The 19,330-nt window shown below is 63.6% G+C and carries 23 protein-coding genes; 8 read left to right on the top strand and 15 right to left on the bottom strand.

The features are described from left to right. Positions 1-276: 276 nt before the first annotated feature. Positions 277-582: a hypothetical protein gene (locus ACZ5TH_RS01325; RefSeq protein ID WP_449471330.1), complete on the bottom strand. Its 306-nt coding sequence runs from the start codon at positions 580-582 to the stop codon at positions 277-279. Between the two features lie 40 nt (positions 583-622). Next, positions 623-1,618 (bottom strand): cysteine synthase A, encoded by a 996-nt coding sequence (locus tag ACZ5TH_RS01320; protein WP_464771930.1) that lies wholly within the window; start codon positions 1,616-1,618, stop codon positions 623-625. 184 nt (positions 1,619-1,802) lie between these two features. Here ACZ5TH_RS01320 and ACZ5TH_RS01315 point away from each other — a divergent pair, with 184 nt between their 5' ends. Both ACZ5TH_RS01315 and ACZ5TH_RS01310 read left to right on the top strand, forming a co-directional pair. Continuing rightward, on the top strand, positions 1,803-2,717 hold the full coding sequence (locus tag ACZ5TH_RS01315; RefSeq protein WP_464795031.1) for a cell wall hydrolase: 915 nt from the start codon (positions 1,803-1,805) through the stop codon (positions 2,715-2,717). Between the two features lie 341 nt (positions 2,718-3,058). Next, complete coding sequence (locus tag ACZ5TH_RS01310; protein WP_196225439.1) at positions 3,059-3,187, top strand: entericidin A/B family lipoprotein; 129 nt, start codon at positions 3,059-3,061, stop codon at positions 3,185-3,187. 53 nt (positions 3,188-3,240) lie between these two features. Here the strand turns inward: ACZ5TH_RS01310 and tatC are convergent, their stop codons facing one another. The 10 genes from tatC to ACZ5TH_RS01260 form a co-directional block, all read right to left on the bottom strand. Further along, complete coding sequence (gene tatC, locus ACZ5TH_RS01305) at positions 3,241-4,035, bottom strand: twin-arginine translocase subunit TatC (RefSeq protein ID WP_449471326.1); 795 nt, start codon at positions 4,033-4,035, stop codon at positions 3,241-3,243. Next, on the bottom strand, positions 4,032-4,457 hold the full coding sequence (tatB, locus tag ACZ5TH_RS01300) for a Sec-independent protein translocase protein TatB (RefSeq protein WP_464794333.1): 426 nt from the start codon (positions 4,455-4,457) through the stop codon (positions 4,032-4,034). Before tatB ends, tatC begins: the two co-directional genes overlap by 4 nt. A 31-nt stretch (positions 4,458-4,488) precedes the next feature. Then, complete coding sequence (locus ACZ5TH_RS01295) at positions 4,489-4,731, bottom strand: twin-arginine translocase TatA/TatE family subunit (RefSeq protein WP_196225436.1); 243 nt, start codon at positions 4,729-4,731, stop codon at positions 4,489-4,491. Positions 4,732-4,760: 29 nt separating this feature from the next. Continuing rightward, positions 4,761-5,351 carry an SMC-Scp complex subunit ScpB gene (gene scpB, locus ACZ5TH_RS01290; RefSeq protein WP_464794332.1) on the bottom strand — a complete coding sequence of 197 codons (591 nt, stop codon included), beginning with the start codon at positions 5,349-5,351 and terminating at the stop codon, positions 4,761-4,763. After that, entirely contained in the window at positions 5,351-6,133 is a 783-nt protein-coding gene (locus tag ACZ5TH_RS01285; RefSeq protein ID WP_449471321.1) for a segregation and condensation protein A, read from the bottom strand. Before ACZ5TH_RS01285 ends, scpB begins: the two co-directional genes overlap by 1 nt. An 86-nt stretch (positions 6,134-6,219) precedes the next feature. Continuing rightward, the gene (nagZ, locus tag ACZ5TH_RS01280) at positions 6,220-7,233 is read right to left on the bottom strand and encodes a beta-N-acetylhexosaminidase (RefSeq protein ID WP_464794331.1); all 1,014 of its coding nucleotides are present in this window, start codon (positions 7,231-7,233) and stop codon (positions 6,220-6,222) included. An 85-nt stretch (positions 7,234-7,318) separates the two neighbouring features. Then, positions 7,319-7,693, bottom strand: coding sequence for an endonuclease domain-containing protein (locus ACZ5TH_RS01275; RefSeq protein WP_464794330.1), 375 nt, complete (start codon positions 7,691-7,693; stop codon positions 7,319-7,321). 73 nt (positions 7,694-7,766) lie between these two features. Next, positions 7,767-8,477, bottom strand: coding sequence for an SPOR domain-containing protein (locus tag ACZ5TH_RS01270; protein ID WP_464794329.1), 711 nt, complete (start codon positions 8,475-8,477; stop codon positions 7,767-7,769). A gap of 20 nt (positions 8,478-8,497) precedes the next feature. Further along, positions 8,498-10,225, bottom strand: coding sequence for an arginine--tRNA ligase (argS, locus tag ACZ5TH_RS01265; protein ID WP_464794328.1), 1,728 nt, complete (start codon positions 10,223-10,225; stop codon positions 8,498-8,500). A 121-nt stretch (positions 10,226-10,346) separates the two neighbouring features. After that, complete coding sequence (locus ACZ5TH_RS01260) at positions 10,347-10,955, bottom strand: hypothetical protein (RefSeq protein WP_464795030.1); 609 nt, start codon at positions 10,953-10,955, stop codon at positions 10,347-10,349. Positions 10,956-11,106: 151 nt separating this feature from the next. Here ACZ5TH_RS01260 and ispH point away from each other — a divergent pair, with 151 nt between their 5' ends. Genes ispH through rnhA form a run of 3 tightly spaced genes read left to right on the top strand, consistent with a single transcriptional unit; the run spans position 11,107 to position 13,479 of the window. After that, complete coding sequence (gene ispH / locus ACZ5TH_RS01255; RefSeq protein WP_464771922.1) at positions 11,107-12,054, top strand: 4-hydroxy-3-methylbut-2-enyl diphosphate reductase; 948 nt, start codon at positions 11,107-11,109, stop codon at positions 12,052-12,054. 4 nt (positions 12,055-12,058) lie between these two features. Continuing rightward, complete coding sequence (thrB, locus tag ACZ5TH_RS01250) at positions 12,059-13,036, top strand: homoserine kinase (RefSeq protein ID WP_460987548.1); 978 nt, start codon at positions 12,059-12,061, stop codon at positions 13,034-13,036. Then, the gene (rnhA, locus tag ACZ5TH_RS01245) at positions 13,033-13,479 is read left to right on the top strand and encodes a ribonuclease HI (RefSeq protein WP_464771920.1); all 447 of its coding nucleotides are present in this window, start codon (positions 13,033-13,035) and stop codon (positions 13,477-13,479) included. The genes thrB and rnhA overlap by 4 nt, the downstream gene beginning before the upstream one ends. Positions 13,480-13,513: 34 nt before the next feature. On the opposite strand, the gene ACZ5TH_RS01240 is transcribed toward rnhA, so the two are convergent. The 3 genes from ACZ5TH_RS01240 to ACZ5TH_RS01230 all read right to left on the bottom strand — a co-directional run bounded on the left by ACZ5TH_RS01240 (position 13,514) and on the right by ACZ5TH_RS01230 (position 16,219). Further along, a complete protein-coding gene (locus ACZ5TH_RS01240) occupies positions 13,514-13,876 on the bottom strand; it encodes a UrcA family protein (protein WP_449471309.1) in 363 nt (120 codons plus the stop codon). Positions 13,877-14,153: 277 nt separating this feature from the next. After that, positions 14,154-15,257, bottom strand: a complete 1,104-nt coding sequence (locus ACZ5TH_RS01235; RefSeq protein ID WP_464794327.1) for an NAD(P)/FAD-dependent oxidoreductase — start codon at positions 15,255-15,257, stop codon at positions 14,154-14,156. Beyond that, complete coding sequence (locus ACZ5TH_RS01230) at positions 15,254-16,219, bottom strand: alpha/beta hydrolase (RefSeq protein ID WP_464795029.1); 966 nt, start codon at positions 16,217-16,219, stop codon at positions 15,254-15,256. The genes ACZ5TH_RS01235 and ACZ5TH_RS01230 overlap by 4 nt, the downstream gene beginning before the upstream one ends. Before the next feature lie 41 nt (positions 16,220-16,260). Here ACZ5TH_RS01230 and ACZ5TH_RS01225 point away from each other — a divergent pair, with 41 nt between their 5' ends. Genes ACZ5TH_RS01225 through ACZ5TH_RS01215 form a run of 3 tightly spaced genes read left to right on the top strand, consistent with a single transcriptional unit; the run spans position 16,261 to position 19,323 of the window. Next, positions 16,261-16,734 (top strand): A24 family peptidase, encoded by a 474-nt coding sequence (locus ACZ5TH_RS01225; RefSeq protein ID WP_464794326.1) that lies wholly within the window; start codon positions 16,261-16,263, stop codon positions 16,732-16,734. A 50-nt stretch (positions 16,735-16,784) separates the two neighbouring features. Further along, complete coding sequence (cpaB, locus tag ACZ5TH_RS01220; RefSeq protein WP_464794325.1) at positions 16,785-17,801, top strand: Flp pilus assembly protein CpaB; 1,017 nt, start codon at positions 16,785-16,787, stop codon at positions 17,799-17,801. A 1-nt stretch (position 17,802) separates the two neighbouring features. After that, positions 17,803-19,323, top strand: coding sequence for a type II and III secretion system protein family protein (locus ACZ5TH_RS01215; RefSeq protein ID WP_464794324.1), 1,521 nt, complete (start codon positions 17,803-17,805; stop codon positions 19,321-19,323). Positions 19,324-19,330 lie beyond the last annotated feature (7 nt).

Genomic DNA, 19,330 nt, shown 5'->3' with positions numbered 1-19,330 from the left:
ATTTTCGCGCTCCTTGAGACGAGTTTGGCAAGGCAACAACTCCCCGCGCCAACAGCTTAACCGCGCCAAAATCGCTAATCCCAACATTGCCCAGAAAATCCCGCCGATCAGTGTCCTCGGCCCATACCGCGCGAAGCCACCCAGCCTCCAGCCCAGCATGACAGCGATTGGAACCGGGATCAGCGGAGGCCACCAAGCAGGACCTGGTCGGTCCCAGCAAAGCATCACGAATGTGCGTAGCGCCCCTTCAGGCAATGCGCGGCTCAGCCTGGACCTTCAGCGGCCGGATGGCTGTGGGTCGCGATCCATCGGCTTGCTCAGATTAGGGTCCGGCTGAAGATCCGGGACGATCGGCTGCTGTTCCGGCGCGGGCTGCACGCCCAGCTCCGCCAAAGGTTCCTTGGGCGCGACTGCATTGACGTCCAGGGTCGGCACGGTCGGCGGTGGCACCGCCGGATCATCGATCCGCGCCTTGTCGATCACGATATTCGCCAAACCTACGAGGAGCACCACGCCCGCCAGCCCCGTCAGGCCGATCTGGACACGCTGCAACCCTTCCTGTCGGCGGGGATGTTCAGCCATTAAGCGCTCTTTATCTTGTCGCCGCGACCCTTGTCGACGATCAGCGATTGTGCGCGAGCCAGGGGAAGACCGTCAAGCCCTTCGCTTCCAGCCACTCACGATTGTAGAGGGTGGACAGATAACGGAAGCCTGTGTCGCACAGGATGGTGACGATCCGCTTGCCCGGCCCCAGCTCTCTCGCCAGCGCGACCGCGCCTGCGACGTTGATCCCTGAGGACAGGCCAAGACAAAGCCCTTCCTCCGCCAGCAATCGCTCGACCCAGTGCAGCCCTTCCTCATCGGAAATGCGGAACTGCGTGTCGATCGGCGCGCCTTCCAGATTGGCGGTAATACGGCCCTGCCCGATGCCCTCGGCCACCGACGACCCTTCCGCCTTCAACTCGCCATGGGCATAATAATTATAGAGCGCCGCGCCATAGGGATCGGTCAGCGCGATGGTGATATTCTCGTCATGCGCCTTGAGGCCGAGCCCGACACCAGCGATCGTGCCACCAGTGCCCGCTGCACAAGTGAAGCCGTCGATCTGCCCCTCCAGCTGTTGCCAGATTTCCTCGGCCGTACCGACGATATGCGCCTTGCGATTCGCGATATTGTCGAACTGATTGGCCCAGACCGCATTCTCCGTCTCTTCGGCGATCCGGCGCGACGTGTGGACGAAATGGCCGGGGTTGGAATAGGCCGCCGCAGGCACGGTCACCAGTTCCGCGCCCAGTGCGCGCAGCGTGTCCATCTTCTCCCGGCTCTGGGTCTCGGGCATGACGATGATCGTCTTATAGCCCTTCGCATTGGCTACCAGCGCAAGCCCGATGCCGGTATTGCCCGCTGTCCCTTCGACAATGGTGCCGCCCGGCTGCAACAGCCCCTTTTCCTCCGCATCATTGACGATGAAGAGCGCTGCGCGGTCCTTTACCGACGCGCCGGGGTTGGCGAATTCGCACTTGGCGAAGATGTCGCAGCCCGTCTCTTCCGATGGGCCGGTAAGGCGTACCAGCGGCGTGTTGCCAATCAGGGCGAGGCTATCATTCTGAACCAGCATGTTCCCCGCATAGCGGAGCGGATGCACGCTTGCCAAGCAAGGGAATGCTCATCCACCCAAAGAGCCGTTTTCATTGCCGCGCAAAGATCGCATCGGGCGGGAAGAAAGTGGCAAGGCTTTTGCGCTAAGGACGGGTCGTGCGGCACACCGCCGCGATGAATTTGTGAAAGCAGACGGCTTCGACATGGCGCGCGCGCGATTATGGCATATGGCATTAGCCGCGCTGGCGGTGATCGCGCTTGCCTTGCCGCGCCTGATCACGGCCGCTCCGCTCGACATGCTTGCCGACGCGGCGGCGCGTGACGCTGTCGCGGAGAGGCCGGGCGAAAATTTCCCCGGTTCCGCCTACTTCTTCGTTGACGGCGTCTTTCAGGATCTGCCCGCTTCTCCTGGCAACAGCCAGCATGTCCTGAAGCTCGACACGGTCGATGCCGCTCCGGCCGCCGCCTTTCGCGGGCAAACACCACTGGACAGCTACCGGGCGATCAACTGCCTGACCTCCGCCATCTATTATGAGGCTGGCAACGAACCCGAAGAAGGCCAGCGCGCCGTCGCTCAGGTTGTTCTCAACCGTCTTCGTAACCCCCTCTGGCCCCATAGCGTATGCGGCGTCGTGTATCAGGGGTCGGAGCGCGCCGATTCCCTTTGCCAATTCACCTTCAGTTGCGACGGGTCCATGGGTCGGGCGAACCATGCGCCAAGCTGGGCGCGCGCCCGCCGCATAGCGGAACAGGCGCTTGCGGGTCGTGTCTATGCCCCGGTGGGGCTCGCGACCTTCTACCACACGCTGGCAGTCCGCCCAGGATGGGCTGCGTCGAAGCGCGCCGTTGCTGTGATCGGCGCGCACATCTTCTATCAGATGCCCGGGTTTCACGGTACGGAGGCGGCGTTTCGCATTCCCTACCCCGGCCGGGAATGGCAGTCAGGCCCCTCACTTCGCGCTTGGCCGAGCAGTCCGCGCGCCGCTGAGCGCTACGCCGAACCCGTCGGTGCCGATGTTATTGCGCCTATTATCGTTCCGCCCCCAGCGCCTCAAGACACACTTCCGCCGTCCACCATCCGGCCCGAATATAGAAACAGCGGACGGCCGCTCATCTGAAGGAGTCAGCGTGAGATATTTTCCCATGCAGTCTCCAAATAGCTGATTTTGCTAGAAAATAAAAAATAGAGCTGAATTCAAAAACAGCGGAACCAAATGTCGCGATGGAGGGTTCTGCATACCGGATAGCAAATCTTTTGCCCCCCGCTCTTGCTATCCAAAAAAACATGAGCCCGGAACGCATCTCCCCCCCCGACGCGTTCCGGGCTCTGATTTTTTGGGCCTTTTCTGTTCAAAACCAGATATTTCCGGATGCGGAACGTATTTCGTGGCCGTGGGTTCTCCTCCTCAGCCGCTGGATAGCGAGGCTGTCCGGCTCGAGTTTTTCCTAGGAGACGACCATGACCAAGAAGATCCTTGCCGCTCTGCTGCTTACCGGTTCGCTGATGGTGGCTGCATGCAACACCGTCGAAGGCGCTGGCAAAGACGTGCAGAGCGCTGGCGCGGCCGTGGAAGACGCGGCGAAGTAAGCAGCGTAAACAGGCTCCCACCCTTGCGGCCCGCCCAATGGCGGGCCTTTTTTTTAGCTGGTGGAAGCGTCGGCTCCGTCCGCGGCTGCGACGGCAGCTTCCCGGGCCTGCTTGCGATCGGTGAACCAGATCGCGACGATCGTGATTTCGTAAAGCAGCAATAGGGGAATGGCGAGCATCAGCTGCGACACGACGTCGGGCGGCGTCAGTACGGCGGCGAGAATGAAGGCGCCGACGATCATGTAGCGGCGCAGGCCAATCAACTGGGCGCGGGTGACGAAACCGGCGCGATTGAGCAGCATCAGCAGGACGGGCATCAGGAAGCTAATTCCGAATGCAAGGATGAACTGCATAACTAACGTAAGGTAGGCATCGGCGCTGGGGAGCGCCTCTACCTGGAGACCGCTGCTTTTTCCTTGGAATCCAAGGAAAAAATGGAACGCGGTCGGCATGACGATATAATAAGCGAGGCTGGCGCCCATCAGGAACAGGACCGGGGTCATCACCAGGAATGGCAGTAACGCCTTCTTTTCCTTGGCATAAAGGCCCGGAGCGATGAAGGCCCAGAGCTGGTTCGCGATGATCGGGAAGGAGATGCAGAAAGCCCCGAAGATCGCCACCTTCACCTGCACGAAAAAGGCCTCGTACAGCTTGGTATAGACCAGTCGCCCGCCCGCGTCGCCAAAGGCTTCCTTCAAAGGATGCACCAGAAAGGCGAATAGCTTGTCTGAAAAATAGAAGCAGACCGCGCCGGTGATGAACAACGCCCATACGCATTTCAGCAGGCGCCCGCGTAGTTCGATCAGATGGTCGAGCAGCGGCGCCTTGGAATCATCGATGTCCTTCATGCCTGCGCGTCGCCCTTACCGGCCGGAGCGGACTGCGCCGCGATATAGGGTGGGCCGTCGGCAGCAGGAGCCGGAACAACGGGCGCCGATTCCGCCACGAAGGGCGGCGGAGGCGTGGTGGCGGCGGGTGCGGGATTGTCCACAGAGCCCGGCAATGGCTCGATCGCGGGAACTGCTGAAGCGTCGGCCGGATGTTCCTGCATGATCCGCCGGTTCTGATCGGCCCACTTCTTTTCCAGTTCTTCCATCTCGACTTCCCGCACCATGGCATCGATGCCGGTGCGGAAATGGCGCGCCATTCCGCGCGCCTTGCCGACGATCTGGCCCACCTTGTACAGGGCACGCGGCAAATCCTTTGGACCGATCACGACCACCGCGACGATCACGATCAGCAGAAGTTCGGTCGAACCGATATCGAACATGCGCGCCTACCGCTTGGGCGTGAAATGAAAATCAGGCCTTGGTCTTTTCTTCGGACGTGGCGGTCGGTGCGTCCTGTTCAGGAACACGATGTCCTTCGATCCGCGTAGCGGGCTTGGCGGGCGCGATGTCGTCGTCATCGTCGGCCATACCCTTCTTGAAGCTCTTGATGCCCTTGGCAACGTCACCCATCAACCCGGAGATACGGCCGCCGCCAAACAACAGCATGACCACCAGGAGAACGATGACCCAGTGCATCAACGAAAAGGAACCCATTTTAACTTTCTCCTGACAGTAAGCCCTTTCTAGGCTTCTTCCTCATCATTTTCCAGAACGGATTGAGCCCCCAGGCCCTCCAGCGCGAGATCGACGGGATCGAGCAATCCGGCAGCGCGCAGATCGTCCATGCCCGGCAGATCCCGGCGGCTGCTAAGACCGAAATGTGACAGAAATTCGTGCGTGGTGGCGTAAATCAGTGGACGGCCCGGCACTTCCCGCCTGCCCGCTGGCCGGACCCAGCCTGCTTCCATCAGCACGTCCAGCGTTCCCTTGGCCACCTGCACGCCGCGAATGGCCTCGACCTCCGCGCGGCTGACAGGTTCATGATAGGCGATGATGGCCAGCGTCTCCATCGCGGCGCGGGACAGTTTGCGAGTCTCATCCTTTTCCCGCCGCAATATATGGGCAAGATCCGCCGCCGTCTGAAAATGCCAGCGCCCGCCCCGTTCGACCAGATTGATGCCACGCCCGGCATAATGATCCGACAGCGCGGCAAGCACGGCGGCGATGTCCCCGGCCTCCCCCACATGCTGCCGCAATTCGACGGTGGTCAACGGATGTTCGGCAACGAACAGGGCGGCCTCCACCGCGCGCATGAAATCGTCCGGTTCCTGCATTACAACAAACGTCCCCCACTTTGTTCCGGCAGCGCGGCGCGCAGGTAAATGGGCTCGAAAATGCCGTCCTGCTGGATTTCCAGCCGCCCCTGCCGCGCCAGTTCCAGCGCGGCGACAAAGCTGCTGGCGAGCGCCGAACGCGCCATTGGCCCGTCCTGACCATCGGGCAGGAAGGATTCGAGCACCGTCCAGTCGATCGCCGACCCGACCAGCGCGCTGACACGCTGGATGGCTTCGTCGAGTGTCATCACCGGCCGGGCGACGACCATGTGGACGACGGGCTGCGTCCGCGCGCGCACCTGCCCATAGCATTGCAATAGATCGTAGAGGCTGGCGGCCCATTTCGCCTTGCGCACGAGGCGTAGTCCCTCCGGACGGGGGCGAACGAACACGTCCCGGCCGACACGGTCGCGCGCCATCAGGCGGGCACCGGCTTCCCGCATGGCCTGCAACCGCTGGAGCCGCAATTGCAGGCGCAGCGCCAGTTCGTCGGGGTTGGGATCAGGCTGGGCTTGCTTGGGCAACAGAAGCGAGGATTTGAGGTAGGCGAGCCACGCCGCCATCACCAGATAATCGGCCGCCAGCTCCAGCTTCAGCTTCCGCGCGCCCTCAATATGGGCCAGATATTGTTCGACCAGCGCGAGGATGGAGATTTCCCGCAGATCGACCTTTTGCGAGCGGGCGAGCGCGAGAAGAAGATCGAGCGGCCCTTCCCAGCTTTCGAAGCTGACGTTCAGCATGTCTTCGCGCGGCTGCGGCGGAGGGATGAAGAGGTCGTCCATGGTTCAGGCGGCTCTCTGGCGCGTGGGCTGCGCGAAGAGTGATTTTTCACGCGGAGGCGCGGAAAGATGGCGGATGGCGCTCGCCCTCATGCAGCCACTACGGAGAGCAGGCTGTCGCGCGTGGCGAGAAGCTGCTCGAGGGGCGGGCTGGCCTGATCGAGTTGCGCCGACGCCATGGCGCGGTCGAGCCGGGCCTTCGACTGCGTGCTGATATCGGGAAGACTATTGGCGATGCCGATCATGTCGTCCATCCGCGCCCAGCAGTTGAGCGCGAGGTCACACCCCGCCGCGACGACGCCCGCCGCCAATTCGGGGATGCTGCCGTTCAGAGCCTTCATGTCGAGGTCGTCCGACATGAGAAGGCCGTCAAAGCCGATCCGCTGACGAATGATCGTTTCGATCACCGAGGGGGAAAGGCTGGCGGGCAGGTTCGGGTCCCAATTGGTATAGATGACATGGGCGGTCATGCCGATCGGTGCGGCCTTCAATGTCTGGAAGGGCGCGAGGTCGGTGGCGAGTTCTTCCTCGCTCGCGGTCACGATCGGCAATTCATGATGGCTGTCCACCATCGCCCGGCCATGGCCCGGCATATGTTTGATGATGCCGACGACCCCGCCCTTAGCCAATCCTTCGAGAGTGGCGCGCCCAAGCGCGGCGACCCGCATCGGCTCGGCGCCCAAGGTGCGGTCGCCCATGATGTCGCTGGCCCCGTCCTGCCGGACGTCGAGCAGGGGGAGCGCATCGACATTGATACCCACTTCGGCCAGCGTCACCGCGATGGCATGGGCATTGGCGCGGGCGGCTGCGATCGCGCTGGACGGAGCGATGTCATACAGCCGGTCGAACACAGCGCCGGGCGGGAAGCTGGGCCAGACGGGCGCCTGCATGCGGGCGACGCGGCCGCCTTCCTGATCGATCATGATCAGCAGGTCGTCGCGGCCGTGGAGAGCGCGCAGGTCGTCCGTCAGCGCGCGTAATTGGGCGCGGTCGGCGATGTTGCGGCGGAAGAGGATGTAGCCCGCAGGCTGCGCATCGGCGAAGAAGGCGCGTTCGTCAGAGGTGAGCGTCTCGCCGGAGAGGCCGAAAATTACCGGTTTCATGAGGGCGGATGGTAGCGGCGAAGGAGCGTCGTGTCGAAGGGGTTGTTGGGGGTGGGAGTAGTAGAGAGCGAGAGAGAGTGAGAACTTACTCCCTCTCCCCTTTAGGGGAGAGGGTCGGGGAGAGGGGAAGGCGCTGCGCTATCATGGACAGGACGGCCTCGATATTCTGCATAACGTCTGTGTTGGTGAAGCGAATGACGCTCCAGCCTTGCTCGCTTAGATAGGCAGTGCGATCTGCGTCGTACTCAGTAGTTGAACCGTGCGTATCGCCGTCAATCTCGATGATCAGCATCGCCGCCCGACAGGTGAAATCGGCGATGAATGGCCCAATCACACTTTGGCGGCGGAACTTGACACCAGCGAAGCGCTTCGCGCGCAGGTGATACCAGAGGCAAGCTTCGGCGGGCGTTATGCTGGATCGCAGTTGCTTTGCAAAACCTAGCGATTTTCGGTCGCGCAACGGCGTTCCCCTCTCCCGCCTTCGCTACGCTCGGCACCCTCTCCCCTGAAGGGGAGAGGGAGTTAGGGGCAGCTTAGTTCACAACTATGCAACTCTCACCAGCAACCTTCAGCTTGCCGCACAGCGTGTTCGCCTGAGCGCCCGCCGTCGCACGGAGGCGGTAGAGGGTGCTGCCGCCGACTTCCGTAGGCTCGACCGACATGGTGAGCGGGGCGAGATAGGCGAAGCGTTTGGAGAGGCGGGTCCAGGCATCGCGCGCGCCGGACTGGCTGCCATAGGCGCCGAGCTGGATCACGGCCCCGCCCTTGTGCACGGGCTGCGCGGCGGCGGGGCGGACGTTGGTTTCGTCGGCGACGCGCGCGGTCACGCTCTGCGATGGTTTGCCGGGCACGGCCTGGCGCGTCTTTGCAGGGGCCGTGGCGGTCACGGGCGCTTCGGGCACACGGCTGGGATCGATGCGGCCGTCGCGCACGACGCCTTCGCTGGCGGCGAAGCTGGCGTCGCCCTCGCCCTCGAACTTCTTCGCATCGGCCTCGCGGGCGGGGACCTTGTAATCGCCCGCAGGCGCGGCGATCAGCTTGCCTTCGCCGCCGCCTGCCGAACGATTCTTGAGCAGCCAGACGCCAGCGACCACGCCGCCGAGCAAGACGAGCGCAACCAGGATGAAGCCGAGCAGGCGGACGGGGGACAGGCCCTCATCCTCCTCATCCTCGATACCAGGCTCCAGCCAGGGCAGACGCTCGTCGTCGTCCAGATCGAGCCGCCCCCTCGCAAAGTCGCCCATTTATCCGTGCCTCCGCCTGGCTATTGCATTTCCGTCAACGCAGCCACGCCCATCAGGGCAAGGCCATTACGGATGATTTGCCCGATTCCACGGCTTAAGAAAAGGCGCGCAGAAGTTACGTCCGGATCGTCCGTCAGGATGACGCGGGCGCGCGGATTGTCGTTCCCCAAATTCCACCAGCTGTGGAATTCAGAAGCCAAGTCGTTGAGATAAAAAGCAATTCTATGCGGCTCACGGGCCGATGCAGCCCCTTCCACCACCCGTGGGAACTGCGCCGCTAACTTAACAAGGTTAAGTTCTTCAGTCCCAAGGCGGGACAGGTCGGGCGCGGGAAGTGCGATTTGTGCCTCTTCGGCGCGGCGGCCGAGCGAGGAAATGCGAGCGTGGGCATATTGGACGTAGAAGACAGGATTGTCCTTCGACGCCTCCACCACCTTGGCGAAATCGAAGTCCATCTGGGCATCGGCCTTGCGCGTCAGCATGGTGAAGCGGACGACGTCCTTGCCGACTTCGCGGACGACATCGGCCAGCGTCACGAAATTGCCCGCGCGCTTGGACATCTTCACCGGCTCGCCCTCGCGCAGCAGGCGGACCATCTGGATGAGCTTGACGTCGAAGCGCGCCTTGCCTTCGGTCAGCGCGGCGACGGCGGCCTGGATGCGCTTCACCGTACCGGCATGGTCCGCGCCCCAGATGTCGATCAGCTGGTCGGCGGTCTGCGCCTTCTGGAAATGGTACGCCATGTCGGCACCGAAATAGGTCCAGGCGCCGTTCGACTTCTTGATCGGGCGGTCCTGATCGTCGCCGAATTTGGTGGAGCGGAACAGGGGAAGCTCGACCGGCTCCCAATCTTCGGGCGTTTCGCCCTTGGGCGCTTCGAGAACGCCGTCATAGACGAGGTCATGATCGCGCAGCCATTTCTCGGCGGCTTCGGGCTTTCCGGCGGCTTGCAGTTCGGCTTCGGACGCGAAGATGTCGTGGTGGATGCCAAGCAATGCGAGGTCGCTGCGGATCATCACCATCATTGCGGCGACGGCTTTGGTGCGGAAGGGGACGAGCCATTCGCTTTCGGGTGCGCTTACAAATTTGTCGCCATATTCGGCGGCGAGCGCCTGGCCGACCGGGACGAGATAATCGCCGGGATAGAGGCCTTCCGGGATCGCGCCCACATCTTCGCCCAGCGCTTCGCGATAGCGGACATGGGCCGAGCGGGCGAGCACATCGACCTGGCCGCCTGCGTCATTGATATAATATTCGCGGATGACCTTGTGCCCGGCATATTCGAGCAGGGTCGCGAGCGCATCGCCGACGACCGCGCCCCGGCAATGGCCCATATGCATGGGGCCGGTGGGGTTGGCGGAGACATATTCGACGTTGACGGTGACGCCCTTGCCCGTGTCGGATCGGCCATAATCCGCGCCTTCGGCATCGATGGCGGCGAGTTCGGCGCGCCAGGTGGCGTCGGTCAGCGTCAGGTTGATGAAGCCGGGGCCAGCGATGGTGGCGCTTTCCACCTCGTCCAGCTTTTCAAGGCCAGCGACGATCTTTTCCGCCAGTGCGCGCGGGTTGGTGCCTGCGGGCTTGGCGAGGACCATGGCCGCGTTGGTGGCGAGGTCCCCATGGCTGGGATCGCGGGGCGGCTCGACCGTGACGGGCTTGCGATTGAGGCCCGCGGGCAGCGTGCCGTCCGCCTCCAGCGCGTCCAGCACGGCATTCAGATGGGCAGTGAAACGAATGTAGAGAGACAAGGGTGTTTCCTCGAAAAGCACAAGACCCGTCCGGGCTGGGCTAAAATCGAAGCCTCATCCTTCCCTGCAAGAAGTAGAGCCCTTCGACAAGCTCAGGGCGAACGGAAGATTGGGTTCGCTCTTAACGTGTCGCGTTATATCGGAGCTGGTCCTGGGTCAGGTTGAAGCCCACGAGCAGCTCGAAACTGGTTCGTTGCAGCGCCGCGCGGACGTCGGGCTGGGCGAAGGGATCGATGGCCGCGTCGGCATCGCCCGCCTTGCGCTTCTGCGTGATCTTCGCCTGAATGTCGGCGGGCAGCGTCGCTGCGGCCTTATCGACGTAGGAGCCAGCCTTCGCGGTCGCGGTGGCCCGATACTGGCCCGCGGGGAAGTCCAGCACGACCTGGCCGACGCGCTTGGCGACGACAGCATTGCCGCCACGCACCACGGCGGAGAAGAAGGGCAGCGTCACCTGCCGCGCGGCGGTGGCGTCGGAACGGCGGGCGTTCACGGTGAAGCTCGCCTCGCTGTAGAATTGCGCCCCTTCCGAGCAGGTGGCGCGCAGGTCGGTGATGTTCGCCACCACGTCGATCGCGCGGGCGTCGGTGCTGCCAGCAGGATTGAACAGCGTCACGTCACCCGTATAGGCGGGGATCGCGGCGGTCGGGCAGGCCGAGCGGACGGCGACGACGCCACCCGTGGCATCGATTTCTCCCCGGCGCGAGCAGCCCGCAAGGGCAAGGGCGAGCATTCCGGTCAGCGCAAGTCGAGAAAAGGTCACGAGGCAATCCCTTGGGAACAGGCTGGGGCTTCTTATCCGCACCCCGCCGCTCACGCAACCGAAAGGAACGCGCCTCCCCTCACCCCTTCCTTCCGGCGCGACATTGGCCTAAGCGGCTGGCATGACCGCCCGTCTTCCCCTGAAGCTATTGATCGCCGCCCCGCGTGGCTTTTGCGCTGGCGTGGACCGCGCCATCATCATCGTCGAAAAGGCGATCGAGAAATATGGCGCGCCCGTCTATGTCCGACACGAGATCGTCCATAATAAATATGTCGTGGACAATCTGCGGGCGCAGGGCGCGATTTTCGTCGAGGAACTGGATCAGGTGCCCGACGGCGTGCCCGTGGTCTTTTCCGCCCATGGCGTGCCCAAGGCGGTGCCCGCAAAGGCGGAAGAACGCGGCCTTGATTATCTGGACGCCACCTGCCCATTGGTCAGCAAGGTGCACCGGCAGGCCGAACGGCAGGTCGAGGCAGGGCGCCATATCCTGTTCATTGGTCACAAGGGACATCCCGAGGTCGTCGGCACCTTCGGGCAGGTCGATGCAGGCAACATGACATTGATCGAAACGGTCGAGGATGCGGAGAGCTTCATCCCCGAAAATCCCGACAATCTTGCTTTCCTGACCCAGACCACCCTGTCGGTGGACGATACGGCCGCGATTGTCGAAGCGCTTCAGCGCCGATTCCCGTCGATCCACGCGCCCAAGGGCGAGGACATCTGCTACGCAACGTCGAACCGACAGGCGGCCGTGAAGGCCATCGCCGCGGCCTGCGACGCGGTCTATGTGATCGGCGCGCCCAACAGCTCCAACTCGCTGCGTCTGGTCGAGGTCGCCGAACGCGAGGGCACGCCAGCCCGGCTGATCCAGCGCGCGGACGACATCGATTTTGCGTGGCTGGAGAATGTAGCGACCCTCGGCCTGACCGCAGGCGCCTCCGCCCCCGAAATATTGGTGCGCGAAGTCGTGGACCGGCTCGCCGCCCGATTCGACGTGACGGAGGAGCAGGTGGAGACGGCGCGCGAAACCATCTCGTTCAAGCTTCCCCGCGAATTGGGAGCGGCGTAAGACTATGGCGGTCTATACCCATGTCCCGGCCGAGGAAATCGACGCCTTCCTGACTCGCTATGACGCGGGACGGCTGGTCTCCGCCAAGGGGATCGCCGAGGGGGTGGAAAACAGCAACTATCTGCTGGAAACCACCGGCGCGGACGGCAATGGCCACCGCTATATCCTAACTCTCTACGAGAAGCGGGTGGATGAAGCGGATCTGCCCTTCTTCATGGACCTGCTCGATCATCTCGGCGCGCGCGGCTGTCTGGTGCCGCGCTTTATCGCGGACCGAGAGGGCAAGCGCCTGCAACAGCTCGGCGGACGACCCGCCTGCCTGATCGAGTTCCTCACCGGCATATCCGTCACCGAGCCTACCGCCGGACAGGCGAAAGCCGCGGGCGCGGCGCTGGGCCAGCTGCATCGCGCGGCGGAAGGCTTTGCGGGCGAACGCCGCAACGCGCTCGACATCGCTGGCTGGCACGATCTGGCGGCAAAGTGCGGCGACCATTTCGATGATATCGCGCCCGGCCTGGGCCAGCGGGTCACGGATGAACTTGCCTATCTCGACGCGCACTGGCCCGCCGAGCTGCCGCGCGCCGTCATTCACGCGGACCTTTTCCCCGACAATGTGCTGATGCTGGGCGATGAGGTGACGGGCCTCATCGACTTTTACTTCAGCTGCACCGATATCCGCGCCTATGACCTGGCCGTCACGCACAGCGCATGGGTGTTCAGCAATGATGGCGCGCACTTCTTTGCCGATCGGTCGGCCGCAATGCTCGCTGGCTATCAGGCGGCGCACGGGCTTTCGGATGCCGAGCAGGCCGCCTTCCCGATCCTGTGCCGTGGCGCGGCGCTCCGCTTCCTGCTGACGCGGGCCTATGACTGGATCAACACGCCCGCCGACGCGCTGGTGACGCGCAAGGACCCGCTGGCCTATCTGCGGCGGCTGGATTTTTACGCGCAGACCGCCCCGGCCGAGTTGCTGCGAGCGTGAGCGCACTGTCGCAGGTCGAAATCTTCACCGACGGCGCGTGCAAGGGCAATCCCGGCCCTGGCGGCTGGGGCGCGGTGATGCGCTCTGGGACCACGGAAAAAGAAATCTCCGGCGGAGAGGCACAGACCACCAATAACCGCATGGAAATGACGGCCGCCATCGAAGCACTGAATGCGCTCAAGCGGCCCTGTCAGGTGACGCTCTACACCGACAGCAAATATGTGATGGACGGCATCACCAAATGGGTGTTCGGCTGGCAGAAGAATGGTTGGAAGACCGCCGATCGCAAGCCGGTCAAGAATGCCGAGCTATGGCAGGCGCTGCTGGCAGCAGCCGCGCCGCACAAGGTCAGTTGGCAGTGGGTGAAGGGCCATGCCGGTCACCCTGAAAATGAGCGCGCCGATCAACTCGCCTGCGCGGCCGCCGAACTCTTCCGCATATGAACGGGGGAGCGAAACGCCGCTCCCCCGACAGGGCTCAGGGATATTTTGCTGTCCAGTCCGCAGGATAAGGCGGTTGCCAGCGCGTACCGGCGACCCATGTCGTCCCACGCGGCGCAAAGCCCTCTTCGACCGTGCCGACCCGTCCCATCGCGTCCTTCACCGCGGCATCCCGACAACTGGGCACGACGGCTGACGAGGAACCCGATTCGCCCAGCTTGTCGCACAGATAGCGGGCGGTCAGCGCGACACGGTGGCGCAGTTCGTCCTTCCCGGCCTTTGTGCTGAGGTCGAGATCGGCATAACTGACATTCTGTGAAAGGGATTGGGCGTCGCTATAGCGACCCGTCACGATAATTTCCTCTGTTGGCTGGGCAAAGCTGGTGCTGCTACTTGCCATAAACAGTCCTGACAGGATCAGGACCGACCCTGATAATATCGACTTTCTCATCACGGCATTCTCCTACTCCTAGAGCATGAGCCGATCAGACTGAATTGGATCATGCTCTAATTGTCTTTTGTTTTCCGCATTTTCTTACCCAGCAGATGATACCATCCGCTTCGAAAATGCTTTAGGATCGGCCGCATCTTTATTGTATCCCATCTATATGGGCGCGGCCATTGACCCAACGTGATGGCCGCCTCTTCGTTCCGAATAGCCGTACCCCGGCCTTAGTTTACTTGAAACGGGCGGGAGAATAAGCGGCGGGATCGATCCCGCTCACCGCTTCGGACATCGATCCGCCGGTCACCAGCGCCGATCCCAGCAACGCTGCTGCGGGTGCGGTCTGGATGCCGAAACCGCCCTGCCCCGCGAACCAGAAGAAACCCGCTGCGTCGGCGTCAAAGCCATAGACGGGCGCACGATCCGGCGCGAAGCTGCGCAGCCCTGCCCATTTGCGTTCGACCGCCTCGACCGGCCAGTCCACGACATCTTCGAAACGGGCGATCGCCTGCGCCACCGCCAGTTCTTCGGGCGCGGCGTCGCAGGGTGGCGAAGGTTCTTCATCATGCGGGGTCAACCAGATGCGCCCCTCCCCCTCCGGCTTGAAATAGAAGCTGGAGCCAAGGTCCATGACCAGCGGCAGGTCGGGTGACGGCATCGCGGGCACGCGCAATTGCACGACGGTGCGCCGCAGTGGGGCTATGCCGATAGGCGCGACGCCGCTGCGCCGTGCGACATCATCGGCCCATGCGCCAGCAGCGTTCACGATGATGCCGCAATCGATGACGCCGCCGTTCGTCTGAATGCGCCAGCCGCCCGGCGTTGGGGTCGCCTGATCGAAAACAGTGCCCAGCCGCAATTTGCCACCCTTCGCGTGGAAGCGCCGCAGATACGCCTGGTGCAGCGCGGCGACGTCGATGTCGCACACGCCCGGTTCCAGCAGGCCGATCGTCCAATGGGGTCGCAGCCCCGTTACCAGCGCGGCAGGATCAATAGGGCGCAGTTCGACACAGCCCGAAAATTCCCGCATCAATTGGTCGCGCTCTGCCCTATCGGACTCCCGCCCGACGAACAGCGTCTGCCGGGGCGTTAGGAAGGATCGGCTTGCGAAGGCCGGATCGGGCGAGTGCAACAGCGGCCCGGAAGCCGTGGTGAGCGGCTGCACCTGCCGCCCGCCATAGGTTTCCTCCCAGAAAGCGACGGAGCGGCCGGTGGCGTGATAGCCCGCGCTTTCCTCCTGTTCCAGGATCAGCACGGATGGCTGACCCGCCAGTTCCGCGCCCAGGCTGGCGCCTGCTATGCCGCCGCCGACGATCACGATGTCGAAACGGCTCATGCTGGCGCGTTCTCATCCAGAAAGGCATCGATCCGCCGCAGGGCATCCAGCCGTACCGGGTCGATTTCGCGCAAGATCTCATGCGCCGCCTCTGGCCCATAGACATGCATGCGCGCGCCCCGAATGCGCGCGGCGATGCGGCGGATGGCGGGCGTGGACACCAGCCGGTCAGCACTGGTGGCAAGGATCAGCAGCGGCACGGCGATGCGCTCCAGCTTGCCGCCCTTCTCCAGCGCGAAGGTCGATTGCAGCGCCTCCACTACCCAGCGCCAGCTTGGCGAACCCAGCGCCACGTCCCGGCTATGATCGCGCCACCAGAGTTCGTCGGCATAGCGTTCCGGATCATGCGTCAGCCGCTTCTGCCGCATTGCCCGCTGCCGCTGCGAATCTTCCTTCTGGGTCCAGGCCTGCCGGTGGGAAAAGCCGAGCGCGCACATGGTCCGGGCGATGAGCACCGCCAGCCAGCGGGGCAGCGGGGCGGTATGGACGCCCATCATTGGCGCGACGGCGACCGCAGCGTCAGGCGGGGCCATGCCCTCGGCCAGCGCGCGTAGCAGCAGATGCCCGCCCATGCTGTGCGCTACGATCACGCAGGGTCCTGCCCCCTGCGCCCGCCAATCGGTGACGAAAGCCCCCAGGTCCGCAACCCATAGCGCGAAATCGTCGATATGGCCGCAGAGCGGATCGCTGCTCAGCCTGCCCGAGCCGCCCTGCCCGCGCCAGTCGAAGGCGGAGACGGCCCAGCCCTTACCCGCCCAATGATGGATGACTTCGAGATATTTCTCGATCATGTCGCCGCGCCCGCCGAGCATCAGCAATCGACCGCGCTGTCCCTCGCCCAGCCGATAGCGGCGCAACGGCCAGCCATCGGGCGCGGTCCAGTAATCGAGCCGCCCATCCATCGGCCATGCGCGACGGTCAAAGGCCGGGGGAACAGACACGGGCGAATCCATGGGGCGCATGGTTACGGTTTGGTAAGCCATTCGGTCTAGGGTTTAGATTCATGACGGGGGAATATTTCACGACGGCGCTGCTGTGCGCCCTTGGCGTGCTGCTGGTCATCGCATCGGTGACGGATTTGCGGTCCCGGATCATATCCAACCGGCTGAACCTGGTCATCGCTGCGCTCGCTCCGCTGTGGTGGATCGCCAATGGCATGCCGGTCTGGCCGGGCATGCTGTTGCAGGTCGCACTGGCGCTCGCCGTATTCGCGCTTTTCGCCGCGCTCTTCGCCATGGGATGCATGGGCGGGGGCGATGTCAAACTGCTGGGCGCGCTGGCGCTGTGGTTCCCGTGGGAAGCCGTGCTGTCGATGTTGATGGTCATGGCCATGGTCGGGGGCGTGGTGACGATCGTCACCGTGGTCCACCACCGGACGACCCGACGGCTGGGCCAGCCCCAGATTCCTTACGGTATCGCAATATCGGTCGCAGCCCTTTGGTTGATTGGCGAACGATATCTTAACCATTTTGCGTAAAATTCGGGGCTCGGGCGACACTTGCCTGACTGAGGGAGGCGAATTTCATCATGGACGGCAAGAAAATCGTGCTGCTGGCGGGGGCGCTTATCATAGCGGTCACAACAGCTCTTCTCGCGCGCAACATGCTGAGTTCGTCTAGCGCGCCCCAGGCTAGTGCTTCATCCATGCCGGTGGAAGCGGATCAGCCTCATGTGCTGGTCGCGACCAAGGCGCTCCCAGTGGGCACCATCCTCGACGCGGAAAGCTTCCGCTTCCAGCCATGGCCGAAAGATCTGGTCGAGCAGGCCTATTACATTCAGGGCCAGACCGATCCCGCCAAGCTGGCGGGCAGCGTCGTGCGCACCGCCATCTCGGCCGGTCAGCCGATGACCGTGGGTTCGGTGATCAAGCCGGGTGAGCGCGGTTTCCTTGCCGCAGCGCTCGGGCCGGGCATGCGTGCTGTCACCGTGCCGGTGTCGGCGCAGAATTCGGTCGCGGGCTTCGTCTTTCCGGGCGACCGCGTCGACCTGATGCTGACGCAGAGCGTGGCGGGCGGCGGCGACGGTGACCCGCTGAAGGTTTCCGAGACTATCCTGCGTAACCTCCGCGTGCTCGCCACCGACCAGCGCATGGACGCGCTGGGCGCGGACGGCAAGCCGGTCGTGCAGACCTATTCCAACGTCACCATCGAAGTGACGCCCAAGATCGCCGAAAAGATCGCGGTGGCGCAGACCATCGGGTCGCTCTCGCTCACGCTGCGCTCGATCGCCGACAACGCGTCGGACCTCGACGCCGCCATCGCTGGCGCCGACGTCGATCTGCCCGATAGCGCCAATCCGAACGCGGAAAAGAAGATCATAGCCAAGCTTGCGGCCCGTCCGGTCGACAAGGGCGGCACCTATTCCACCGGCGCCGACGTGTCTCGCTACCAGCGCAGTTCCGTCCCCGCCAAGCCAGTGCAGACCGCCGGTGTCGAAGTGCCCGCAGGGGGCGGCGCACCGGCCAGCGCGGGCGGCATCAGCGGACCTGTGATCCGCATCGCTCGCGGCACCAATGTGACCGTCGTTCCGGTCGGGGGGAAATAAGATGAAGCGTATCAACATTGATGCGGGCAAAAAGGCGGTCAAACCGCTCATCGGCCCCGCCATCGCTCTCGGCCTCGCCGCCGCCATGGCCGCCACGCCAACCACCGCACTCAACGCCGCACCTTCATCGATGCAGGACAATGCGATCCTGATGTCGGTCGGCGGCAGCAAAGTCATCAACCTCGGCGCGAAGATGTCGGACGTGGTGATCGGCGACCCCAATGTGGTCGACGTCCATGTCCGTGCCCAGAACCAGCTTTACCTGATCGCGAAGGCAGCCGGTGAAACCACCGTCTTCGCCACCGCGACCAACGGCAAGGTGCTGTTTTCCGGCACCGTCCGGGTCGGCAACAACCTGTCGAACATCGACGACATGCTGAAGCTCGCGATGCCCGAGGCCGCCATCGCCGTGAACAAGATGAACGGCATGGTCCTGCTGACCGGCACAGTCGCCGCGCCAGAAGATGCAGCGGAGGCCGAACGGCTGACGCAGGCCTTTGTGGGCAAGGAAGTGACCGTTGTCAGCCGCCTGCGCACCGCGACGCCGCTTCAGGTCAATCTTCAGGTCAAGATCGCGGAAGTCAGCCGCGACATAGGGCATCAGATCGGCGTAAATCTGAGGGGTCTGGGGACGGGATCAGGCAACTTCAGCGGCTACATGAACCGATCCGATCGTGGCTTCGCGACTTCAGGCAGTTTCGTGCCGGGCCTTCCCAATGGCGATATCACTCGTCAATGGACGTTCAACAGCCCGATTGACGGGACCACGTCGCTCGGCTTCGTAGCCAAATTGCTTGGCATGGATGTCGCGGGCGCGCTGGACCTTGCCGAATCGAGCGGCCTTGCCACCGCGCTGGCCCAGCCGAACCTGACCGCGCTGTCGGGTGAGACGGCGAGCTTCCTGGCGGGCGGCGAATATCCCTACACGGTCAGCAACGGCACGCAGGGCAACAGCATCGAGTTCAAGCAATATGGCGTGCAGCTTGCCTTCACGCCCACCGTGCTGGCCGATGGCCGCATCTCGCTGCGCGTACGCCCCACCGTGTCGAGCCTCGACTTCTCGGTGAACACCACCGTCCCGGCGCTCAAGAGCCGCACGGCTGAAACGACGGTCGAACTGGGTTCGGGTCAGGCCTTCATGATCGCTGGCCTGCTCAACAACGACACCGCCAATTCGATCAGCAAGACGCCGGGCTTCGGTGAAATCCCGATCCTTGGCAGCCTGTTCAAGTCACGCCGGTTCCAGCGTCATGAGACCGAACTGGTCATCGTCGTCACCCCTTATCTGGTGAAGCCGATGAACGCGTCGGACGTGCACTTGCCGACCGATGGCTTCCGCAATGCCAATATCGCCCAGGGCCTTCTGCTCCAGCAGGGGAATGACGGGGTGAGCGGCGCGCGCGCGCCCTTGCCACGCCGCGAACCCGGTCCGGCGCCGACGTCCGACCCGCGGGCGGCAGCTCCCCGCGACACAGGCAAGCGTTCGGCGAAAGCCGCCGCCGCGCCTGGCTTCAGCTTCTGATCGGAAG

This window comes from Sphingobium sp. TomTYG73, assembly GCF_055394245.1.
Note: the sequence above shows the minus strand (reverse complement) of the source record. Positions and strands in the feature narration are given on the sequence as shown.